The following is a 22,042-nucleotide window of genomic DNA, read 5'->3' as shown; positions in this document are numbered from 1 at the left end:
CCTAGTTCGTGAACACCTTTTGCAGAATTTCAGTGGTGCGCCGGGCCGGATTTTTGCGAATGGCTGCTTCTTCAGCTGCCATATAGTGAAAAACACCCTTTAAACCCAGATCGAGTACGTGCTGGGTCAGGTTGGCTTTAACGTCCGGTACAAATGGCAATGACTGATATTGTCCCATGACTGCATCGTATGATTGAACTGCACCGGCCTGGCTTAAAGCCTGCTGCACAACCGGTTTCATCTCATCAGACAGTGGTTTGCTCATCTTGCCCTTGAAATATCGGGTGGCGGCATCATCAGGGCCTCTGAGTATGTTCTTTGCATCGTTGATGGTCATGGCCTTGATGGCATCGCCGAAAATGCGTTTGGCTTTGGGTGTGGCAGTTTCTGCTGCACGGTTCAGTTTTAACTCCAGATCATCCATCATATATCCCATGCCAACCGCAGCGAGTGCGGATTTCACTCTTTGCAGGTTTTGCGGTAGTGGAATATGAATTTTCGGATCTTTATTGAAGCCGTCCGTTTTGCTTAACTGACCAACGACCCGTTCCGAGCCGACACGCAATGCATCTTTCAGACCGGCCACCATATCCGAATTACTCAGGGCTGTGGTTGAGGTGTTTGCTGCAGGCTGACTGCTTCGGCCTGTTTCTCCAAGTATGCCGCCAAGCTGATCCATCCATCCGGCAAACGCGATGCCCGGTGTGATGAGTAGTGCGACGGCTATGACAGATGTTCTCCATACTGGTTTGGACATGCGACCACCTCCATAGGATGTTCTGTTGCCACTCTATGGGGATGGTGTTGAAAAATCGAATCCGATCTGCGCTTTCGGGTTTGGCAGAGCATCCGGTAATCGCCAATCAATGGCTTGTTGCTGGTGTGCTTCCAGATATGCATTGGTTTTGGAGAAGTGCTGGCAGCCGAAGAATCCACGATAGGCGGAAAAGGGAGAAGGATGCCGGGCTTCGAGCACCAGATGACGGGAGGTATCAATGCCAGCCCCTTTATCCTGGGCATATTTGCCCCACAACATGAATACGAGGTTTTGCCTGTGAGTGTTAAGCGCCTCAATGGCAGCATCTGTAAACTGCTCCCAGCCGCGATTCTGATGTGAGCCGGGTGTTTTCTCTTCCACTGTCAGTGTGGCATTTAGTAGCAGTACGCCCTGTTTGGCCCACGATGTCAGGCAGCCGTGCTCGGGTGTTCCCATGCCAAGGTCACTATTTAACTCTTTATAAATATTACGCAGCGATGGCGGGACTTTCTCACCAAAGGGAACTGAAAAACTGAGTCCATGTGCCTGGCCCGGTCCGTGGTAAGGGTCCTGCCCGAGGATGACCACCCTCACATCGTCGAACGGTGTTTGTTCAAATGCGGCAAACCAGTTTTCTCTGGCTGGATAAATCCGGGCACTCTCCTGAGATTGGAGAAATGCAAAAAGTTCCTGCATATAGGGCAGCTCAAATTCTCCGGCCAGATATCGATCCCAGGACGCTGATATGTGTGGTGTACTTTTCACATGCAAAAGCATAACTGTTTTGTAAGATAATGAGAGCCTGAATGTGATGGTGCAGGGAACTTCTGCTTTATTCTTATGGCGGAATATGAAGAGTGACATCGTATGAGTAGTTTTCAGGAAGATCATAGTCTGCTGCGCTTATATCCGATGCCACATGAGTCTCAGAGTTTATATGGCGTATACCAGATGCTGGATCTGCATCGACAAGCGGTAGCTGGCGATGTGCTGATTTATGCCAATTATATTAGCAGTGTGGACGGGCGTATCTCGTTGTTTCATGAACAGTCCGGTGAATTTGCGGTGCCTGCATCGATTGCCAATAAACGTGACTGGCGGCTATATCAGGAACTGGCGGCGCAAGCCGATGTGATGATCACTTCAGCGCGTTATTTTCGTCAGCTTGCCAAAGGCCAGGCACAGGATCTGTTGCCGGTGGGCATGGAACCGGCATATGCGGACCTTCTCAGCTGGCGTAAACAACAAGGGCTCAAAGCACAGCCGGATGTCGTAGTGATTTCCAATAGTCTTGATATCCCACTCTCAGCATTGGATAAGTTACAAGGCCGCACAGTTTCAGTGCTGACCGGCTGTGGCGCTTCTGCAGAAAAACTGCAGCGGCTCAAACAGGCGGATATTTCGGTACATGTGTTTGAAACGGATGCGGTCAGTGGCAGTGCATTGAAACAATGGCTAATCGATGCTTCGTATCGAAGTGCTTATATGATTGCTGGTCCGGAAGTACACCGAACACTGATTTCTGCTCAGGTGCTTGATCGCCTTTTTTTAACGACGCATCTTAGCTTGCTGGGGGGAGATCGTTTCCATACCGTATTATCGGATGTGCTTGATCAACCTGCAAAACTGTCATTGTTGAGTTTGTATCTCGATCAGAGTGCGTCAAATCATCAGCTTTTTGCACAATATGCGTTGCAACGGGAATAACAGAACGTCATATTAACCTTGTTGCACCATGGATGGTGCTTTTCTTCAGGAGGGGGCGACATGCTACAGAGGGTAGGCTTGCTAAAATTGGGGATTCTGGTGGCGATCCTGTTCTGGATCATCGAAGCTCTATTGCACTCCTTTATTTTTGGCAATGATACATTTATCAATAATCTCTTCAGCCCCGATGCCGATGAAATATGGATGCGCGTGCTTATCTCTATAGCAGTGATTGGCTTTGGTTATTATGCCCAACATGCAGTAAACCAACAGAAGATTATGCAGGAGCAGATACGAAAAAAAAGTGAGCGTCTGCATGAAGTGATCGATTGCAGTTATGACGCTTATGTGAGTATGGATAGTCAGGGGTGCATCAACGAGTGGAACCGGAGTGCGGAGGTATTGTTCGGCTGGCCTCGCCATAAAATTATTGGTAAACAGATTACCATGATTATCCCGGAGCGTTTGCGCGAGGCGCACATCAAGGGCATGAGCCACTATCAACAGAATAAAATAGGTCCGTGGTTGTATAAACCAATGCATACGCAGGCTCTTCATCGTGATGGTTTTGAATTTTCGGTTGAAATGGTGGTGACGCCGCTAAAGTCTGAAGGAGCGCTGGAATTCTTTGCCTTTATCCGTGAACAGGATCATTAAATTGCTCTGCAAAAGAGCCGGATTGATTGCCTGAAAGGGTGTTTTTCAGCTTTTGAGATAGACTAATCAAGGATGAAACAATGATAATAATGTTCGGTATCCCTAACTGTGATACGATCAAAAAAGCCAAACTATGGCTTGAAACACATGGTGTTTCTTATGACTTTCATAACTATAAAAAAGAGGGCATTGATGCTGCCTTATTGCGAACCTGGTGCGAACAGTTTGGCTGGGAAGTGCTGTTAAATCGACGTGGTTTGACCTGGCTAAACTTGGCAGTGATCAGAAAGGGGACATCGATCTGGAGAAGGCAGTTGCGCTGATGTGCGATAATCCTTCGATGATCAAACGCCCGGTCCTGATCTTTGATGGCCACATTGAGGTGGGGTTTTCAGCTCAGCGTTATGCCGAGCTGTTCAGTTGAGCGATTATCAGCATAAAAAGATATTTATTCAGGGACCTGCAGGTGTGCTGCAATCGCTTTATCATCCCGGCCGACCTGATCGCCCTGCAGTCGTTGTGTGCCACCCTCATCCGGTTTATGGCGGTACGATGCGAAATAAGGTGGTCTACTGGATGGCACGAGCCTTTGAAGATGCCGGTTGCTCTGTATTGCGCTTTAATTTTCGCGGAGTTGAACAGTCTGAAGGTGAGTGGGATGAGGGGCGGGGTGAAGCCGATGATGCCCGTGCGGCGCTGGACTGGATGGAGGAGATGCATCCTGAATCAAGACTATGGCTGGCTGGCTTCTCATTTGGTTGTTACGCAGGTTTACAGGCGGCAAGAACAGATGATCGTGTAGCACATATGTTTGCTGTGGCTCCTGCCGTCAATCTGTGGTCATTTTCTTTTATGGTCGGTGAAAACAGGCCGGTTACGGTCATTTCAGGAACCTCTGATGAGATAGTTCCATTTGAGAGGGTAGAAGGCAGCGTCAAGGGTAAGTCAAATATCCACTTTCATCCGATTGAAGGAGCAGGGCATTTTTTTCCGCAGCATATGAATCAAATGGCTGATTTTTTGCTGACAGATGTTCGCGCTGAACTGAGCTAACTTTTTTTGATCATTTTCAGGATGATTTGATCGAGTTCATCCGGATTGAATGGTTTTCCTATGAGAACCGAGTTCTTCATTTTTCGCGTGTTTTCAATGACCAGTGACTGATCATAACCGGTGGCAAATATAATCGGTATATCAGGGCGTGATGAACGCATGCGTATTGCGGAATCCAGGCCATTCATACGCGGCATAACCATATCGGTGATAACAATATCCCAACTATCCGGATTAGATTCAAATTTCTCACATGCATCCTGACCATCACAGGCCAGCTCTACATCGTGCCCCATGCTTTCCAATAGCTCTTTTGTTGGCTCAAGTACTCTCGTGTCGTCATCAACCAAAAGAATTTTTGCACTGGTCAGTCCCTGTGGGTGAGAGAAGTCTTGCTCAGGTTTAACAGCTTTCATGGGCAAAAAGAGATGTACGGATGTACCTTCATCCTGTTTGCTGTTTACATCAATGATACCATGGTGATGGCGTACGCAGCCCATAACGATAGCGAGGCCAAGACCGCTACCCAGTTGTTTGGTGCTATAGAACGGGTCGAATACCTTACTGAGGTTTTCTGCCATAATGCCACAGCCGTTATCTTTAATGAGAATATGGGCGAAATTACCGTAGCGTAGCACCGGGTATTTTTTGATAAACCTGAAGGTATCCTCATCGTCTTGCAGCGGTTTTAGTATCAGAGAAATTTGGGCTTCAGCGGTATCCGAGCATGCTTCCACTGCGTTTTGTACAATATTCAGTAGTGATTGTTGAAGCTGATTGGCATCACCTCGAAAGGCATAGTTGGCTTGATTGAAGTCAAAGGACCACTTGATGGACTCAGGCACGGTATGCTGGGCCAGTTTGGAAAATTCCTTGATAAATGCATCGAGCGGGAACTCTTTTGATTCATGTTCACCCTGACGTGCAAAGGTGAGCAACTGTTTAACAATTTCAGATGCTTCCTGGGATATCATCTGAATTTTTTTCAGTCGCTCTGCCGTTTTCGGCATGGCTTTGACTTCACGGGCAGCGAGATAAGCCTGTCCAACGAGTCCTGCGAGAAGGTTATTGAAATCGTGAGCGATTCCGCCGACCAGTGTTATCAAAGCCTCCTGTTTTTGCGAGTGGCGAAGCTTTTCATCAACGATAACCTGCTGGCTGATATCTTCCTGAATGATAACCGAATGTGTGACATTACCATGCTGATCGGTAATGGGGGCGATGCTGATGGAAGCTGTAAAGCTGCTGCCATCTTTACAGGTGATCTCCTGCCTGCCTTGCCAGGTTTCTCCAGCTGTGAATACCCCATCAATATGTGTTTTGAAACTTTCATAACGATCAGCAAACAAACCGTTATAAAAACTGATGGAGTCGATTTCATCCTTGTTCCAGCCTGTCTGCTGATAAAAGGCTTTGTTTACATATTCAATGTCGCCGCTGTGGTTGATAATCACGACCGCCTCACCAGCCTGATCAATAGCGCTGATCAATCTGGCATTGCGGCTTTCAAGAGCGGCTTTTTGTTCAAGCTCTGTTTGCAGATCTTTGGCCACTTGCTTGTAGTTTTTTACGAGTTCATATTGATTGCTTTGATCCTCAATGCTGAATAGTGCCAGAGCATGGTCAGTTAGCAGTGAGACGGTAACTTGCTGGGCTCTTGTTTTGCCATCGGACAAGGTGCACGGAAAAAGAAGTTGGTCGGGTCCGAATGTCAGCGTTGAACCATCTTGATCTTGAAAAATGCTGTTGATGCGGGTTCTGATTTCTTCCTGTTTCAGGAGTGGAAAACAGTCGTAGATGCTTTTGCCAAGCATACTTTCCCGGTTCTCCCCATACCACTGCTCAAGCGTTTTGTTCCATAATACTATATTACCAGCCAGATCAATGGCCAGAACACCGCTTGAAACATGGTCAAGCAGGGGGAAATCATTGGCATTATGATGCATCATTGTTTCTCCGGCAGGAGCAGAAAGATATAACACTAATATTGGCGTGATATTTCATATATTGTGTCATCATCCCCTCATATTACTACAGCATTGATTACCTGTCGCTGGTTACGAGCAAGTTCCGGGCCGGATAGTTATTTTACTGTTTTTATCAACTTTCCTGCAGGCGGAGTTTCACTCAGCTCCATGCCATTGAGTGCGGCAATTTTATCGGCAGTGAATCTGCCCAGGATATTATTGTTGCGATTGGCCAGCAGCTGCCATGAATCTCCGGCTTTCCATTTATACACCTGAATGCGCGGAATATCGCCATCGCGTTCTTTATTATATTTGCCGAAACTTTTAGCAATCCGAGCGAACTGATTCTCATATTGATCGAACTTGTCGCGCTCACTCCACATGGTAAGCTTATAAGCTTTTCTGCCATCCAGAAACACATGTGAATCAATCATAGCCAGGCTGACATTGGGTGCAGATTCGCGAATTTTTGCATGTGCATAGGGCATGCCTTGTTGTACGCCTGTTTCAACCTTCAGAATATGTCTGTCGGTGAACATTTTTCTGATGATCTCTTCGGCACTCTGGCGCTTTTGCAGATCTTCCATGGTGAACATAAAGTACACTTTCTGTTTCCTGATGCGTGCAGTGACTGCCTGTGCTGAATTGGTGATGACCCAATCCTTGGGAAACTCCAGTTGAACTCCCAGCTGAGGATGCAGGAAACGTCTGCCAACTACAGCGCCCTGTTCTGCACTGTCGCCGTAAGCATAACCATCGATTGCTGCAAGCATGGCTTCACGGTTGATGAGGCCTCCGCGACCTTTGATTCCGGAAGCTTTGGCAATGGCTGCATCCACACGTTTGGATGTTTCAGGATGTGATGCGAAAGCACCATGATATGGTTCAACTTTTTCACCGGCATCGGTTTTTTCTTTGGTGTCAATTTCCCCGAGTCGATGCAAGGTTTTTAATATGCCAATGGTTGCTCTGGGGTCGTAACCCGCCTGAGTCAGGTAACGGATGGATAATTCATCCGACTGCATTTCAGCATCACGTCCATAACCCTTCAGGATTGCCGTGGCCATGACATTGCCAAGCATGCCTGCAACTTGCGGAATAGGGACAAAGATGGAGGTGATCATCATGGCATTTTGATAAGCTCGTGCTTTGGAGATCTGTTGTACTGAATGACGAGCCGTGACATGGCCGACTTCATGCCCAAGCACAGCAGCCAGTTCCGCTTCATTGTTCATATGGTTGACCAGACCCCGATGAATACAGATATAACCACCGGGCAGGGCGAAAGCATTAATCGTATCATCATCCACGACATAGAATCGGAAAAACAGGTCTTTACGGTCAGCAGTGGCAGCAACTTTCTGACCGACGCGATCAACGTAGATGGCCAAAGGATCATCTTTAGGTAGCAGAACCAGGTTCTTCCGCATTTCAATAAAAATCTGCTTGCCGATCTGCAGCTCTTCTTCTTCGGTCATCATGACAAAATCCTGATTACCGGTTGCAGGGTTTTTGGCACATGACATCAGCAGGGGGATGATAAGTAGCAGGGTAGTGAGTCGGGATATCTTCATATTCATACCTCTAGCAATAATTATTCCATATCAAAAGGTGAGTGCAAGGCGAGATAGAGTTGCCCGCTTACCGACATACGTATTCTTCCTCTGACGATCACCTTCTTTCCGGTTTCCGGAAGATCAGCCGGAGTGAACCATTGGCGGTGTTTTCGAGGCACGCTGACGGACAGTTTGCCAATATTAAACCGCCAGCGTTGTGCGGATTTTACATAGCCCCTGATCAAATGGTATTGACCGATATGACGAGCACTTAGAGAGCGGACATCCAGTATGCGGAATGCTTCGCTTTTCCAGATTCCAGCCATATTGTTTCTGGCCAAACGCTCGCTTTGTAGCAGCTGTTTGGTGCCTTTGTGATTGGGCATGAAGGTGTATACATGCGCCAGGCCTTCACTGACCAGTTGTTGATTGACCCAGGCACCATTTCTCAGATACACATGCGCAAGCGTGCGGCCGTATTTATCTTTTTTGATGTTATCGAATTGCAGCTGCACTGTTTTTCCCGCAATCAGCGTGATCAGCCTCTCTTTGGCCTTGTCACCAAAGACCTGTGCCGCTTGCCTGTCATGTGCAATTTCAGGCGTGTTGATGCCCAGCAGACGTACTTTTTCACCGGCAATCGTTCGGAAAGTATCACCATCGAATACGCTCGCCACTGTTACCCAGCGCGAGTGCCCGACAATAGAGAGTGTGCCTGCGTGTGCTGTGTTGCCGAAGAGACACAGGCAAAGCAGCAGGCCGACCAACTGAGGTTTATGGCTACTTCGTAGCAAGTGTTCCTACGAGGTCGGAATAGGAGTTCAGCTTCTTGCGCTCCAGATAATCAGACATATCACCCAGCAGTTTGCCGCACATGAGCGGGTCATAAAACAGACCGGTGCCGATACCGATGGCATCTGATCCGACAATGGCAAATTCGATGGCATCTTTTGCACAGGTGATGCCACCCTGGCCAAGAATAGGGATATGATGTTTGGCAGCCACGGCACGTGTTTGATGGATTTTCCACAAAGCTACCGGTTTGATGCAGGGGCCTGAAAGGCCACCTGAGATGTTATCGATTACAGGTGTTCTGTTTTCTATATCCACAGCCATGCCGACCAGTGTGTTGATGACGGACAGGCCATCTGTGCCGGCTTCAATAACCATACGTGCTGTTGCTGCAATATCGGCGCTGTTAGGTGATAATTTGGTGATCAGGGGTTTGCTGGTGTGTGGACGCATTGCTTCCACGACACGGGCTGCCATGCATGGATCATTACCAAAATGTACGCCGCCTTCCTTAACATTAGGGCAGGAGATATTGATCTCGATGGCTGTAACCGGAGAGTCATCAAAGATGCGGGCCACTTCTCCATATTCTTCCGGGGAAGTGCCATTGGCATTGGCCCAGAATTGGGTCTCACCCGTCGGAAGTTCAGGTAAAATATGATCCACGACATAACGCGCACCGGGATTCTGCAGGCCAATAGCATTGAGCATACCCGAAGGCGTTTCATATACGCGATGCGGTGCATTACCCATGCGTGGTTCAAGTGTAGTGCCCTTGAGGATGACCGCACCAATATCACGATTATCCCAGCCCTCAACGCGAGTGTATTCTTCACCAAAGCCTACACAGCCCGAGAGTAAAACCAGAGGCGTTTGGAGTGTTAAGCCGGCAAATGAAACGGAAAGATCAGGTAATTGGGTCATCTGGCAATCATAACGCCATGATGTCTTACAGCCTACTCTGATTTTCCGGACATGGTTCAGCCTTGTCGGTTGAGTAAGATATTTGCTATGTTAAATGTCAGGCAAGACGTTATCCTGAGCATGCAGGATGTGTGATAAATCGAATCGACAGAGTAGCGAGAGAAACTTATGACTGAGGCAGGTTCAGAAATCAGCCGGAAGATAAGCAAAGGTATACGCTGGAAGCTTGAAGTTGCCATGATCGGCATGATTCTGGCCATGGTGACACTGTTGACTCTGGTGCAGATGGATGCACAGCGGAAAAATCTGATTAAAGCGCTCTCAACGCACAGTACGTTCTTGCAGAAAGATATGGTCAAACGATCAGAAAAATCTTCCAGTTATATGTCCGAACATATCCAGAAACGCATAGTTGTCTTTGATTATGAAGCTTTGCAGGAGTTTATCCATGATGCGGTGAAGGATGTGGATAATCTTGAGTACGTGATCCTGATGCGATCAAGTAAACCTGTAATTGCGTACGGTCAGGATCTGAGCGGTGAAGTCAGGCACAAGATTCTTTCTGGCAAGGCTTCCTCCTTTGCTGAAAATCAGATGGAAAGCACACGTTATGAGTTTACCGTGGATGAACATGAGTTTATGGAAACCATCGTGCCGATTTATCTGAACAAGAAGGTGAAATGGGGTTCATTACGACTGGGTTTTTCACTCGATTCTCTGAATCAAACACTGGCTGAATCACAACGTTACGTGGATGAAGAGATCAGGAATATGGTAGTCCGCTCAGTGATTACCTCTATTTTATTTTTGATAGTCGGTACGATTCTGGTGTTTTACCTGGCCAGTCGCTGGACAAGACCACTGCGCAGTCTGGTGACCTTTTCCAATGAGATAGCCAGAGGCGATTTTGATGCAACTGCACATGTGAGCACTCAGACTGATGATGAGATTGGACTGTTGGTCTCTTCTCTGCAAGAGATGGCTGCCAGTTTGAAACAGTCGCATGGTCAGCTGGCTGAACATAGTCAGACCCTTGAACTTAAGGTTGAAGAACGTACACGGGAACTGGCAGAGGCCATGGATCACGCCATTCAGGCGGATAAGAGTAAATCTGAATTTCTGGCCAATATGAGTCATGAAATCCGCACCCCGATCAATGCCGTGATTGGCCTGACTCATCTGGCTCTGGATCGTGAAGAAGACAAGCTGCAACGGGATTATCTATCCAAAACCCTGAAGGCTTCGGAGTCCCTGCTTTCAATTATTAACGATATCCTCGATTTCTCCAAGATCGAGGCAGATAAGCTTGATCTCGAACTGGTCGATTTTGATATGGATGAGGTGATGCATAACCTGGCCGGTATTGGTGGTGTTCGAGCCAGTGAGAAAGGTGTGGATTTCCTGATTGATTGTCCGACCTGCATGCCGCGCCTGAAGGGAGACCCTTACAGGCTGGGTCAGGTGCTTCTCAATCTGGTCAATAATGCCGTTAAATTTACCGAGAGCGGACAGATTGTGGTTTCCACTCAGGTGCAGCAACGTCTTGATGACCATTTCGTGCTTCGCTTTGAGATTTCTGATACTGGCATTGGCCTGAATGATGAACAGAAGGGCAAGTTGTTCGAGGCGTTTTCACAGGCTGACAGTTCAACCACACGCAAATTCGGAGGTACGGGTCTGGGCCTGGCAATCAGCAAACAGCTGGTTGAGATGATGGATGGTGAAATCGGCCTGGAGAGTGAAGAGGGTGAGGGCAGTACCTTCTATTTTACCGCGACATTCGGTATTGGTCAGGAGTATACGTCTGAGGAGTGTGCCCTGCCGAAAAAACTGCATGGCATGCAAGTGCTTCTTGTCGATGATAACGAAGATTCCAAGGCGATTCTTGGTAACTATCTGGACAGTTTTGGTTTTTCTGTTGTTATGGCCTCGACCGTACAGGAGGCCGCATCGATTCTTCAGGCTGAGAAGAGTGTCGGCGTTATGCTGGTGGACTGGACTCTGGCTGATACCAAAGGACTCGGCAGTGTTGAGAGTATCCGGCAAAGCTCGGGTCTTGCTGAAACGCCACCGTGCATTCTGGCCGCCAATTACGGACAAGTGGTTTCAGATGCGGAGGCCTCAGTTGCAGGTATATCCGCCACACTGTTCAAGCCGGTGACATCGGCTTCCATGTTGCAGGCCATACTTTCTGTGTTTGATCTCATTCAGGCAGCAGATGGAGGCGAACATCAGGCTGGACGTCTGCCGGTCGGTATTATAGAACATCTGCGAGGTGCCAGACTGTTGCTGGTTGAGGATAATCATATCAACCAGATGGTTGCTGAAGGGTTGCTGGCCAAAGCGGGTATCAGTCTGGCGCTGGCCCATAATGGACAGGAGGCTGTTGATGCTGTGCAGCATGACAGTTTTGACGGTGTTTTGATGGATATGCAGATGCCGGTGATGGGTGGGCTGGAAGCGACCAGATTGATTCGGCGTAACTTCAATAGTGAGGATCTGCCGATTATCGCCATGACGGCCAATGCCATGCAGTCGGACGTGGATAATTGCCTGCAGGCCGGCATGAACGACCATGTGGCCAAGCCTATTGATCCGTTTGATCTCTATACCAAGCTGGATAAATGGATATCTACCGCACGACTGAGCCTCACCGGCGTGGATCACAGTGAATCGCTGACGGCTGGGGATCAGGCTGTCGAATTGCCTGATCTTGCAGGTGTTCACACCGAAGAGGGCTTGAGGCGAGTGGGTGGCGATTCATTGCTCTACCAGAAGGTATTATACAAGTTTGCTGACTCTCAAGCAGATGTGGTGGCGCGTGCGCAGCAGATGCTTGCCAGTGGAGAAAGGGATCAGGCACAGCAGCTGATTCATTCATTGAAGGGGGTGGCCGGTAATATCGGCGCCAGATCACTGTTTAGCCATGCATCCGACATTGAAGATTTGCTCAGGCAGGGGAGTGATGTGGCTCCTGCACTGTTGGAAAAATTGAATGAGCAGGTCCAGAGAAGTACACATGCGATTTGTATTTGGCGTGATGCACTGTCATCTGCTCCCCGGCAAGCTGAAGGTGTTGAAACAGATCTGGATCAGGCCAGAGAGCTGCTTGCTCGTATGCGTAGCATGCTCGAAGAGTATGATGGTGATGCAGTTGACCTGATCGATGAGATCGAAGCGCACCTCTCTTCCCCTGATCTGATCAACGAGGTTGAGCAGATGCGCCATCATTTGAACAAGTACGATTTCGATGCTGCATTAAACGTACTGGAGCAAGTTGAGGCGAAAGTTTTGTTCAATTCGTGTTACAGACCCTAGTCTTTAAGCAAGTCTGCAGCATGCAGGCTTTGGCCGCGCTGCTCTTTGGATGCATCGGATAACAGGTAAAGATAAGCAGGGACGACACTGCTGGATGCAGGCACCATCTTCGGATGTTCGCCACCAAAGGTGCGCTTGAACAGGGCCGTACGCACACGTCCGGGATTAAGTGTGTTGAAGCGGTAAGGTTTATCAGGGCTCTCCATCTGCCACATGGATGCAGCATAAGCCAGGGCACGTTTGGCCAGACCGTAAGCGTGCCAGTTGGCCTGGTCTTCTTTAATCATGTCACAGCTGGTGAATACAATGGATGCAGCAGGTGCGCGTTTAAGCAGCGGTAACATGATCTGAGTGAGCATGTTCGGTGCAGTCAGGTGGATATCCAGCATTTTACGGAAATCTTTACTTTTGACGTATTGCATGGGGGTGCAGCGATCAATGGAACCTGCGCAATGGACCAGTCCGTCCAGGTGCGGAATCTGGTCTTTCAGAGACAGGAACAGTTTGCCGTAGTTATCGAAATCAAGCAGATCAAAAGGGACACAGAGGCAGCGGCCCCCTGAATCTTCGATGCGCTCCATAGTCTGCTGTAGACCTTCTTCATTGCGGCCCAGCGCAATCACATTGGCACCAGCTTCGCCGAGCGCTGCCGCAACCTGCTGACCTATACCATCGGATGCACCGGTTACCATAATGATTCGATCTTTGAATTCAGACATACGTTTCCCTCCAGCCTGCGGCATCTTAACCATAGAGAACGAAGAGGGAACAGAAGAAATGTGAATGGGACCTGAATATTCGTCGAATTGACCTTCCAGCAGCAGAAACAACTGTTATGCTTCGCCGACATTTTTACACAGTTGAATCACGAGGTGGTCATGGCCGATTATCAGTATATCTATTCAATGCAGGGTGTTGGCAAAGTTGTTGCCGGCAAAAAAGAGATTCTCAAAGATATCTATCTCTCTTTCCTGCCGGGCGCCAAAATTGGCGTGTTGGGTCTGAATGGATCCGGTAAGTCGACACTGCTGAAAATCATGGCAGGACTTGATGAGGAAATTCTCGGTGAAGCCAGACCTGCTCCGGGTATCCGCATTGGTTATCTGCCGCAGGAACCTGAACTGGACCCTGCCAAAGATGTGCGTGGCAATGTTGAGGAAGCGGTACAGCCGATCAAGGATGCACTGGCTGATCTCGATGCTGTATACGCAGCTTATGCAGAACCTGATGCCGATTTTGATGCCATTGCTGCTCAGCAGGCCAAGCTGGAAGATTTTATCGAAGCCAGCGATGGCCATAATCTGAATCGTAAACTGGAAATTGCAGCTGATGCTCTGCGTCTGCCGGAGTGGGATGCTGATGTTACAAAACTTTCCGGTGGTGAACGTCGCCGTGTAGCACTCTGCAGGCTGTTGCTTTCGAATCCTGACATGTTGTTGCTTGATGAGCCTACCAACCATCTTGATGCCGAGTCGGTGGCATGGCTGGAGCGTTTCCTACATGACTATCCGGGCACAGTGGTGGCGGTAACCCATGATCGCTATTTCCTGGACAATGTGGCTGGATGGATTCTGGAACTGGACCGTGGTCGCGGCATTCCATTTGAGGGTAACTATTCGTCATGGCTGGAGCAGAAAGAGAAACGTCTGTCTGTAGAAGAGAAACAGGAGACATCTCGCCAGAAGGCCATGAAGCAGGAACTGGAGTGGGTGCGTGCCGGTACCAAGGGGCGCCATGCCAAGTCCAAGGCTCGCTTGAAAGCCTTTGATGATCTATCCAGTCGTGAGATGCAGGAACGAAATGCCACCAAGCAGATCTTTATTCCTTCCGGAGAACGGCTGGGTGATATCGTTTTCAAGGCAGAGCATGTCAGCAAAGGCTTTGGTGATCGCCTGTTGGTCGAGGACCTTAATTTCAATCTGCCACGTGGTGGTATCGTCGGAATTATCGGAGCCAATGGTGCCGGTAAAACAACCCTGTTTCGTATGCTGACAGGCCAGGAGAAACCGGATTCAGGTGAATTGATTACGGGTGAAACTGTGAAAGCCTCTTATGTGGATCAGTCCCGTGATGCACTCGATGATAGCAAGACGGTCTGGGAAGAGATTTCCGGTGGTTCTGATTCGATGTATCTGGGCAAGATGGAAGTGCCAAGCCGTGCCTACTGCGGTCGTTTTAACTTTAAAGGTGGTGATCAGCAGAAGAAGATCGGCCTGCTTTCCGGCGGAGAGCGCAATCGAGTACATCTGGCCAAGATGCTTAAAGAGGGCGGCAATGTATTAATGCTCGATGAGCCGACCAATGACCTTGATGTGGAAACGCTGCGTGCGCTGGAGGAGGCACTGCTTGATTTTGCAGGTTGTGCCATTGTGATTTCACATGACCGCTGGTTCCTCGACCGAATTGCCACCCATATACTGGCCTTTGAAGGCGATGGGCATGTGGAATGGTTTGAAGGCAACTTTGAAGAGTACGAGATCGATAAGAAGAACCGCCTCGGAGAGGAGGCTATTCAGCCGCACCGCATGAAATACAAGAAGCTGGTTTGATATAAACTGAAATGATGAATAGAAAACCTTTGCTCATAACTCTTGCAGCCATAGTCATCGTTATAGCTGCACTGGTGAAAATCGGAGCGTTTGAATCCCTGATTGCGACGAACTCGTTGCAGCTAACTCAGGAGAGAGCAGAGGCTGGCGATGCGAAAGCGCAACTGGAACTGGGTAAAAGATATTTCCATGGTAACGGTGTTGATCAGGACAGATATGAAGCGCTGAACTGGGCTTTGAAAAGTGCGCAACAGTCCTACGCGCCGGCAATGCGACTGGTCGGAACCATGTATAGAGAAGGCCAGGGCAGTGCTAAACAACCCAGGGCTGCAGTGCGCTGGCTGGAAAAGGCGTATGAGGCTTCAGATGATATGGCAGCATTTCATCTCGGTGAAATGTATGAACTTGGTGATGGTGTGGCTCAGGATGTGACACTGGGGTTCTCCTGGTATAAAAAAGGTACTGATCGAAAAGAGGCATGGGCTCAATATGGCATGGCCAACCTGTATCGCTACGGTACAGGTGGTTTTCAGGTGGATATGAAACAATCCGCCCAATGGTATTTACTGTCAGCTGAACAGGGGCATATGTATGCGCAAAATGCCCTGGGCTGGCTGTATAAGCGTGGCCTTGGCGTTGACAAGGACGTACAAAAAGCAGCGATGTGGTACGGTCGATCAGCTGAACAGGGTTACCCAATGGCCAAAAATAATCTGGCATGGCTTCTCTCTACCGCAAAAGACGAAGATATTCGCAATGGAAACGCTGCACTAAAAATTGTAGAAGGGATCAACAGGCATGCTTTGTCAGCTGAAGAGAGGGCGGCGGTATTAGACACCTTTGCAGCATCATACGCAGAAGTTGGTCGTTTTGTGGATGCTGTGATTGCCCAGGAAAAAGTGATTGGCATCTATCAGAAAATAGAAGCGACTAAGCAAGCGATTGCAGGCTGTGAAGAACGATTGGCTCAATACAGACAGAATAAACCCTGGCGAGAATAATTTAGTAACCTGGTTGGAGAGAGTGATGGATAAACCTGTAGTAGTGATTGGAATTGGTGAGATTGGTTCGGTATTTGCACGTGGATTTATGAAGCTCGGTTACCCTGTGGTACCGGTGACGCGTGATATGGATATGGCGGTAGTCGCTGCAGATGTGTCCGAGCCGGAAATGGTTGTTGTGGCAGTGGCGGAAAAAGATATGCATCCGACACTTCAAGCTTTGCCGGATGTCTGGTCTGATAAGTTGGTACTGCTGCAGAACGAACTGTTGCCGCGCGACTGGTTGCAGCAGGGCTTGGTGAATCCGACAGTGATTTCTGTCTGGTTTGAGAAGAAGAAGGGCATGGACTCGAAAGTGGTGATTGCATCACCGGCTTACGGGCAGTTTGCCGGATTGCTGAAAGAGGCATTGGGGTTACTTGATATTCCTGTAACCGAAGTGGGCAGTGAAGAGGCTCTGCTGTTTGAACTGGTGCTGAAAAACCTCTATATCCTGACTACCAATATTGCCGGTCTTGAAGCGGGCGGTAATGTCTCTGAGCTGTGGGCAGAGCATAACGAACTGGCCTGTGATGTGGCAGGTGATGTGCTGGATATCCAGGAAGAGCTGACCGGAAAAGAGTTGAATCGTACAGCTCTGATTGAGGGCATGCTGAAAGCCTTTGATGGCGACCCTGAGCACGGTTGTATGGGGCGTTCGGCTCCAGCAAGGCTGGAGCGTGCGCTGCTTATTGCTGATGAAGCGAAACTGGAAGTGCCAACCCTGCGCAGGATTGCTGCTGATCAATCATAGTCGCAAGGATTAAAACTATATACCGCTGAGTACGCAAAGTTTCGCAAAATAAACCGTATGAAATAAGCATACCCCATTAGGAAGCTATCAACGTTCAAATGGATGTTCAGATGCTGGATCAATAGTTTTCTACGCCTATTGCCAGAACAGAAAGCCGGTATTTGCTTTTCTCTGCGTTCTCGGCGGTGAAATGCCTTTGACGTAAAAGACTAATCCTGATCGAAAATTTCAGTATATTGTTGATTTGTCCAGTAGATGAATGCGAGAATTTCGGCGATGGCGGTATGCACTTCCGGCGGAATTGATTCACCGATATCCAGAAGAGAGAAAACTTGTATCAGATCATGATCTTCGCGGATCGGTATATCATTCTCGCGTGCGACCCTGAGTATTTCTTCAGCTAACAAACCTTGACCCTTGGCTGCAAGCCTGGGCGTTTTATCGAGATAGGGGTCCCATTTCAGGGCGATTGCCTGTTGTTTCTTCATACCAGAAGGTCCAGGAGAGAGAATGATGTCGGGCGCATGCTGGTCAGTTCGTCAAAACGAAGCTGCTTTTCAGGTTCAATTTTATTTGCAGATGCAGACAGATGCACCTTGTCATAGCCGAGGTTTTGTAATCGTTCTTCAAGTTTCCCGATATGCTGCTGGATAAACCCACAGGCATCGCTGTCGTCATTGTATAAACGTGCATATACGCTTTTGTCAGAAATATTGGCATCAATGCGCATGGCGCCAAGTCCGCTTAATTCCAATGCGAAAAGCACGCTGAATGACTGATCGCCTGAACCATCAGAACTGCTATGATTGGTCTGCTGTCCATTCTCCTGCACGGCAAGTTGAACATTGATCAGCTGTTGTCCGACCAGCATGGGGAACTCAATGCGGCTAGCCTCACCCTGTATATTTGCCAGCACATTCAGTGCCTGACCAAGTTCAATACGACCGGCACTTTGCTGGCTGAGTTCAGTAATCAGACGCAGTACCTCTGCATGTTGAGTCTTGCCGGTATTCTGGTCACCGGAAACTTGCAGCAGAATGGCCTTCAAATCCTGTTGCAGTGATTGCGCTTGCTCTCCTCTGTTAATCAGTGAATGCAGTTTGCTTTCAAGATTTCCACCAGAGTCACGTATGAGCTGTGCTAATCGATCTCCATTGATGGGGTAAGCACGGCTGCTTTCTGTACTTTTCAGGAATGTTTCCAGCTGCGGTAAACCTTTGAGGTCAGGGAATGTACTGCTGTCCGTGTTTGGCAGCACACTGCGGATGGTTGTCAGGTTCTGGGCTACAGGCGTCTGACTGTTCGCCAGATTCTGGCGGACAAGAGATAGCGCTTTTTGCGAAACATTCTTATGCAACTGGACGACTTGAAATTCGGCAGGTGGTTTCATCAGTTTAATTTCCAGGGCATCGCCGGTTTTGACCTGTGCAGGTGCCGGCGTTTCCAGACTGACACCTTTGATGTTGATTTGAATATTGCCATTTGCCAATCGCTTCTGCACCAGAGCCAGCGCTGAGTCTCCAACAGCCAGATTCAGTTTGCCGAGAGTAGATTGCTGGAGGTCTGCCTTTGCTGTTTTTGCACTGGCCTGTGTGTGTTGCTGAGGGGTGATTTCAACAATGGCTTTTCCTGAGGAGGTTTCGCCAGTGATGTTGATGGAAACCTGCTGTCCTGCCTTTAGCCCCATGCTTGCTGACGTGATGATCTGTTGTCTGCTTGCAGCGGTCTGTTGCCCTGTCTTTAGTCCAGTGTCTGGTGACGTGATGATCTGTTGCCTGGTGGCCGTGCTATCTTGTTTTGCCGCTGCGATTTTCTCTGCCGCTTTGGAGTCGGCTTGTATGAGCGTCATGGTCATTTTTCCTGCCTGAATGGAATCGATGCGGGCAGATATATTTTTGCCTGATTTGACTGCGTCAGGTAGTGCAGAAAGCAGTGTGGTCTGAACAGTTTTTACCTTGCCTGATAATAGTGATCCGGCTTTAGCTTGTGTCGTACTCTTGTCTGTTGTGATATTGGTTTGCAGCTGTTGATGTGTAGCCGTAATTGTTTTCGCCTGACCCAACCAGGCGAGTTCGACTTTGCCTCCGGCTAATTTTTGAGCGATGAATGATGTCTCTTTGCCTGCCAATGGAGTCGGTAAGCCTTTGATAGTGAATGGTTCATCATTTAACACAACCCGGAAACTCCCCGGCTGTTCCGTTTTCTGGACCATGCCTTTCATCACATCACCGATGACAAGCTTGGAGGTTTGGCCGGCGAGCACCTGCAAGACATGCAGGTTTCCTTTGGCTGTGGGAGGTATATTCAGAAGGGGAGCATCAGCCCTCATTAGTTTTGACCCAATACCATATCTACAGTGTTGAGTAGTATTTCAGGAGCATACGGCTTTTGCAGGAATGCCGATATCTCATCCTCCATAAAACGTGGGGATATGACTTCTTTGGAGTAGCCTGAAGCAATAATGATAGGGATAGCCTTATCAAGTTTTCTAATCTCTTTACAGCACTCTTCGCCACTCATTTTGGGCATAGTCAGATCCAGAAGTATCATATCAATTTTATCTCTATATCGATTGAACTGCTTAAGCCCATCATCTCCATCTTCCGCTTCAAGAGTGGTGATGCCTTGCTCATCGAGTAAGACGGCTGCAATTTCGCGAATTGCAGCCTCATCATCGATAATCAGAACAGTTTTTCCGGGGTGGGCATGCTCGGAGGTGTCTGTTTCAGCCATGTCTTCAGTGGTCAGATTCTCTTCGCTAACCGGGAATAAAACTCTGAATGTACTACCTTTGCCGACCAGACTGGTGAGTTTCAATGCGCCGTGATGGGCCTTGATAATGCCCAGCATTGCGCTCATACCCAGTCCGCGACCTGAGAACTTGGTTGTAAAGAAAGGATCGAATATTTTTTGCTGAGTCTCTGCATCCATACCACAACCAGTATCGCTCACTTCAATCCATACATAGCTTCCCGGTTCAGGATTCTCGCCCAGATAATCGTTAAGCAGCTCAGTGTCAGCTTCCACTATGCCTGTAGACACTCTGATTTCACCTGTCTGATCACCAATGGCTTCAGATGCATTAATCACGAGGTTCATCATAACCTGCTGAATCTGGGATACATCCGCATTGATGTTGGGGAGTTTGCTATTCAGGTGATATTGAAGCTCAACATGTTTGCTGATTGAAACCGATAATAATTTGGTAATATCTGCCATCAATACCGATAGATTGACCGGTTTGATAACAAAACGGCCTTTGCCGGCATAGGCGAGCATCTGCTTACACAGGTCAGCTCCGCGTTCTGTAGATTCGATAACGCGTTGCATATGGCTTTGTTCACTGTTTTGTTCAGGTAGTTTACTGGCAACAATTGAAGCATTGCCGAGTATGGTGGTTAGAAGATTGTTGAAATCGTGGGCGATACCACCAGCCAGAACGCCCAGGCTTTCCAGACGTTGCGTGTGTTCAAGCTGTTCCTGTTGCTCTTTCTTTTCCTGTTCCAGGCGTTTGCGTTCAGAGATATTACGATAAATACTGTGTACTTCGATGAGTTCACCATCTTCAAAGTGGCTATGTGCGGTACCCTCAACTTCTATCAATTTCCCTGTTTTGGTGATAAAACAACTTTCAAACAGACCCGGACTATTGCCATAGCTGAGCTGTTCCATGCGCTTGAAATGTTGTTTTAGATTCGCTGGTGCAATGATTGAAGAGATCTTCAGTTTTTCCAGTTCGCTGCGCTCATAGCCCAGTTCATCCAGCCAGCGCTGATTAACATAACGGATTGTACCATCGGGGGCGACGCTTTGAATCAGTTCCTCTGCCTGATCAAAGAATTCATACAAACGCATTTCTGATATGCGCAACTGTTGTCGGGCTTTCCATTTTTCAGCTTTTTCACGCTCCATCTCTTGTTTATGAACTTCGATTACCTTCTCTTCCAATAGATGAATATCATGTTCCAGGCGGTTTAATGAATCGACGGAACTGGTTTCAATTTCCACACCCAGATGTTTTTTTGCAAAGTTGTTCACCTCAGCAGAGAGCAGGCGCATACGATATGCCAGCCAGCCAATTGCCAGAATAAAAACCAGAGCCAGACCAAATGATTGCAGGATACGCTGCTGATAGGCGACATCCAGAACAACATTCAACTTTTTATTGATGGTATCACTGCTTCGGAACGAGGTGAAATGCAGAGGAAGGTCAGAGGCCCCATAGTCAAAAAACTCCTGCCCAGTGACGAGGAAGGATTTTTTGATTTCACTCAGAGGCATTCCCGCAGGGATTACATCCGGATTTGAACTGGCCAGAATGGTTGGAAGTTCGCCTTTAATGTCGACCAGAGCAGTGATGTTGGGATCAACATCGTAGCGGTGGGCATTGGACAGAAGTTCTGAATCAAGGGGTGTCCCCAGCATGACAAAGCCCAGCAGCGTGTTGTTTTCATAGACTTCTGAAGTTGCCAGCATCCATGGCTGGCTATCAACCATGGATAACATGCTTTGGCCATTTGAGTTTGTGCGGTAGTAGTCGGATGGAGGCACCAGGGATACGGGAAGCGTTTCGATTTGAGTGCTGAATGAGTTGTGGATGCTGCCATCTCTGTTGAGTAGAAGTACCAGACGTGGGTGAACCTGATTCCCGACCAGGGAGCGTCCGGGGAACCAGTTTGGTTTGCGGCGAACATTTTTGTTTATTTCAGAGGGAGTACCGTTGCGTAGTTGCCTGATTAGAGGTGGATGACTGGCAGATATACGTGTGATTTGCATAAAAAACTTCACCTGGCGGTCAAAACGAAGGCGTTCGATGCGGGCCTGCTGTTTCAGAGTGTCGAGCATTTCATTTTCATACAGTTTGTATAATTGACGGTTGTGATAGGAATCGAGTACGACTCCGATAACCAGAGCTGCCAATATTGTGACAATCAACAGCTTCAGGGTGAGCGGTAGCCGTTGTAGCAT

At 48.3% G+C, this 22,042-nt stretch carries 17 protein-coding genes and 1 pseudogene; 8 read left to right on the top strand and 10 right to left on the bottom strand.

The genetic code is table 11. The annotated features are described in order from the left end of the window. Position 1: 1 nt before the first annotated feature. Entirely contained in the window at positions 2 to 757 is a 756-nt protein-coding gene (locus tag MMIC_RS00850; protein WP_072658425.1) for a DUF4197 domain-containing protein, read from the bottom strand. 33 nt (positions 758 to 790) lie between these two features. After that, complete coding sequence (ung, locus tag MMIC_RS00845; RefSeq protein ID WP_227819283.1) at positions 791 to 1,522, bottom strand: uracil-DNA glycosylase; 732 nt, start codon at positions 1,520 to 1,522, stop codon at positions 791 to 793. A gap of 102 nt (positions 1,523 to 1,624) precedes the next feature. On the opposite strand from ung, the gene MMIC_RS00840 reads away from it, so the two are divergent. From MMIC_RS00840 to MMIC_RS00825, 4 genes and pseudogenes are all read left to right on the top strand, one after another. Continuing rightward, positions 1,625 to 2,464, top strand: a complete 840-nt coding sequence (locus tag MMIC_RS00840) for a RibD family protein (RefSeq protein ID WP_072658424.1) — start codon at positions 1,625 to 1,627, stop codon at positions 2,462 to 2,464. 60 nt (positions 2,465 to 2,524) lie between these two features. Next, on the top strand, positions 2,525 to 3,121 hold the full coding sequence (locus tag MMIC_RS00835) for a PAS domain S-box protein (RefSeq protein ID WP_072658423.1): 597 nt from the start codon (positions 2,525 to 2,527) through the stop codon (positions 3,119 to 3,121). Between the two features lie 80 nt (positions 3,122 to 3,201). Beyond that, positions 3,202 to 3,545, top strand: a pseudogene (locus MMIC_RS12960) (ArsC family reductase). After that, positions 3,542 to 4,174 carry an alpha/beta hydrolase gene (locus MMIC_RS00825; protein WP_072658422.1) on the top strand — a complete coding sequence of 211 codons (633 nt, stop codon included), beginning with the start codon at positions 3,542 to 3,544 and terminating at the stop codon, positions 4,172 to 4,174. The pseudogene MMIC_RS12960 and the gene MMIC_RS00825 overlap by 4 nt, the downstream one beginning before the upstream one ends. On the opposite strand, the gene MMIC_RS00820 is transcribed toward MMIC_RS00825, so the two are convergent. From MMIC_RS00820 to MMIC_RS00805, 4 genes are all read right to left on the bottom strand, one after another. Further along, positions 4,171 to 6,123, bottom strand: coding sequence for a PAS domain-containing hybrid sensor histidine kinase/response regulator (locus tag MMIC_RS00820; protein ID WP_083530366.1), 1,953 nt, complete (start codon positions 6,121 to 6,123; stop codon positions 4,171 to 4,173). The genes MMIC_RS00825 and MMIC_RS00820 overlap by 4 nt on opposite strands. 134 nt (positions 6,124 to 6,257) lie before the next feature. Continuing rightward, positions 6,258 to 7,715, bottom strand: coding sequence for a M48 family metalloprotease (locus MMIC_RS00815; RefSeq protein WP_227819281.1), 1,458 nt, complete (start codon positions 7,713 to 7,715; stop codon positions 6,258 to 6,260). 20 nt (positions 7,716 to 7,735) lie between these two features. Beyond that, the gene (locus tag MMIC_RS00810) at positions 7,736 to 8,491 is read right to left on the bottom strand and encodes a thermonuclease family protein (RefSeq protein ID WP_227819280.1); all 756 of its coding nucleotides are present in this window, start codon (positions 8,489 to 8,491) and stop codon (positions 7,736 to 7,738) included. Continuing rightward, positions 8,478 to 9,413 carry a dihydroorotate dehydrogenase gene (locus MMIC_RS00805; RefSeq protein ID WP_072658419.1) on the bottom strand — a complete coding sequence of 312 codons (936 nt, stop codon included), beginning with the start codon at positions 9,411 to 9,413 and terminating at the stop codon, positions 8,478 to 8,480. The genes MMIC_RS00810 and MMIC_RS00805 overlap by 14 nt, the downstream gene beginning before the upstream one ends. Positions 9,414 to 9,581: 168 nt before the next feature. Here MMIC_RS00805 and MMIC_RS00800 point away from each other — a divergent pair, with 168 nt between their 5' ends. Then, positions 9,582 to 12,731 (top strand): response regulator, encoded by a 3,150-nt coding sequence (locus tag MMIC_RS00800; RefSeq protein WP_072658418.1) that lies wholly within the window; start codon positions 9,582 to 9,584, stop codon positions 12,729 to 12,731. Here MMIC_RS00800 and MMIC_RS00795 read toward each other — a convergent pair. After that, positions 12,728 to 13,450 carry an SDR family NAD(P)-dependent oxidoreductase gene (locus tag MMIC_RS00795; protein ID WP_072658417.1) on the bottom strand — a complete coding sequence of 241 codons (723 nt, stop codon included), beginning with the start codon at positions 13,448 to 13,450 and terminating at the stop codon, positions 12,728 to 12,730. The genes MMIC_RS00800 and MMIC_RS00795 overlap by 4 nt on opposite strands. Before the next feature lie 159 nt (positions 13,451 to 13,609). On the opposite strand from MMIC_RS00795, the gene ettA reads away from it, so the two are divergent. Genes ettA through MMIC_RS00780 form a run of 3 tightly spaced genes read left to right on the top strand, consistent with a single transcriptional unit; the run spans position 13,610 to position 17,074 of the window. After that, positions 13,610 to 15,280, top strand: a complete 1,671-nt coding sequence (gene ettA / locus MMIC_RS00790; protein ID WP_072658507.1) for an energy-dependent translational throttle protein EttA — start codon at positions 13,610 to 13,612, stop codon at positions 15,278 to 15,280. 14 nt (positions 15,281 to 15,294) lie between these two features. Next, a complete protein-coding gene (locus tag MMIC_RS00785) occupies positions 15,295 to 16,281 on the top strand; it encodes a tetratricopeptide repeat protein (protein ID WP_171966423.1) in 987 nt (328 codons plus the stop codon). A 25-nt stretch (positions 16,282 to 16,306) separates the two neighbouring features. Then, positions 16,307 to 17,074 (top strand): Rossmann-fold NAD(P)-binding domain-containing protein, encoded by a 768-nt coding sequence (locus MMIC_RS00780; RefSeq protein ID WP_072658415.1) that lies wholly within the window; start codon positions 16,307 to 16,309, stop codon positions 17,072 to 17,074. Between the two features lie 209 nt (positions 17,075 to 17,283). On the opposite strand, the gene MMIC_RS00775 is transcribed toward MMIC_RS00780, so the two are convergent. The 3 genes from MMIC_RS00775 to MMIC_RS00765 are packed head-to-tail and all read right to left on the bottom strand — an operon-like array spanning position 17,284 to position 22,042. Next, a complete protein-coding gene (locus MMIC_RS00775) occupies positions 17,284 to 17,562 on the bottom strand; it encodes an EscU/YscU/HrcU family type III secretion system export apparatus switch protein (RefSeq protein ID WP_072658414.1) in 279 nt (92 codons plus the stop codon). Next, positions 17,559 to 19,343 (bottom strand): hypothetical protein, encoded by a 1,785-nt coding sequence (locus MMIC_RS00770; RefSeq protein WP_143144824.1) that lies wholly within the window; start codon positions 19,341 to 19,343, stop codon positions 17,559 to 17,561. The genes MMIC_RS00775 and MMIC_RS00770 overlap by 4 nt, the downstream gene beginning before the upstream one ends. A 59-nt stretch (positions 19,344 to 19,402) precedes the next feature. Next, positions 19,403 to 22,042 (bottom strand): hybrid sensor histidine kinase/response regulator, encoded by a 2,640-nt coding sequence (locus MMIC_RS00765; protein WP_072658412.1) that lies wholly within the window; start codon positions 22,040 to 22,042, stop codon positions 19,403 to 19,405.

Origin of the sequence: Mariprofundus micogutta (assembly GCF_001895085.1) — a bacterium.
GTDB lineage: Bacteria > Pseudomonadota > Zetaproteobacteria > Mariprofundales > Mariprofundaceae > Mariprofundus > Mariprofundus micogutta.
Note: the sequence above shows the minus strand (reverse complement) of the source record. Positions and strands in the feature narration are given on the sequence as shown.

Coding starts and splice junctions, on each gene's coding strand:
- MMIC_RS00775 (WP_072658414.1), bottom strand. CDS start 17,562: ATGAAGAAACAACAGGCAATCGCCCTGAAATGGGACCCCTATCTCGAT.
- MMIC_RS00815 (WP_227819281.1), bottom strand. CDS start 7,715: ATGAAGATATCCCGACTCACTACCCTGCTACTTATCATCCCCCTGCTG.
- MMIC_RS00800 (WP_072658418.1), top strand. CDS start 9,582: ATGACTGAGGCAGGTTCAGAAATCAGCCGGAAGATAAGCAAAGGTATA.
- MMIC_RS00835 (WP_072658423.1), top strand. CDS start 2,525: ATGCTACAGAGGGTAGGCTTGCTAAAATTGGGGATTCTGGTGGCGATC.
- MMIC_RS00805 (WP_072658419.1), bottom strand. CDS start 9,413: ATGACCCAATTACCTGATCTTTCCGTTTCATTTGCCGGCTTAACACTC.
- MMIC_RS00795 (WP_072658417.1), bottom strand. CDS start 13,450: ATGTCTGAATTCAAAGATCGAATCATTATGGTAACCGGTGCATCCGAT.
- MMIC_RS00780 (WP_072658415.1), top strand. CDS start 16,307: ATGGATAAACCTGTAGTAGTGATTGGAATTGGTGAGATTGGTTCGGTA.
- MMIC_RS00785 (WP_171966423.1), top strand. CDS start 15,295: ATGAATAGAAAACCTTTGCTCATAACTCTTGCAGCCATAGTCATCGTT.
- MMIC_RS00765 (WP_072658412.1), bottom strand. CDS start 22,042: ATGCTACAACGGCTACCGCTCACCCTGAAGCTGTTGATTGTCACAATA.
- MMIC_RS00840 (WP_072658424.1), top strand. CDS start 1,625: ATGAGTAGTTTTCAGGAAGATCATAGTCTGCTGCGCTTATATCCGATG.
- MMIC_RS00850 (WP_072658425.1), bottom strand. CDS start 757: ATGTCCAAACCAGTATGGAGAACATCTGTCATAGCCGTCGCACTACTC.
- ettA (WP_072658507.1), top strand. CDS start 13,610: ATGGCCGATTATCAGTATATCTATTCAATGCAGGGTGTTGGCAAAGTT.
- MMIC_RS00820 (WP_083530366.1), bottom strand. CDS start 6,123: ATGATGCATCATAATGCCAATGATTTCCCCCTGCTTGACCATGTTTCA.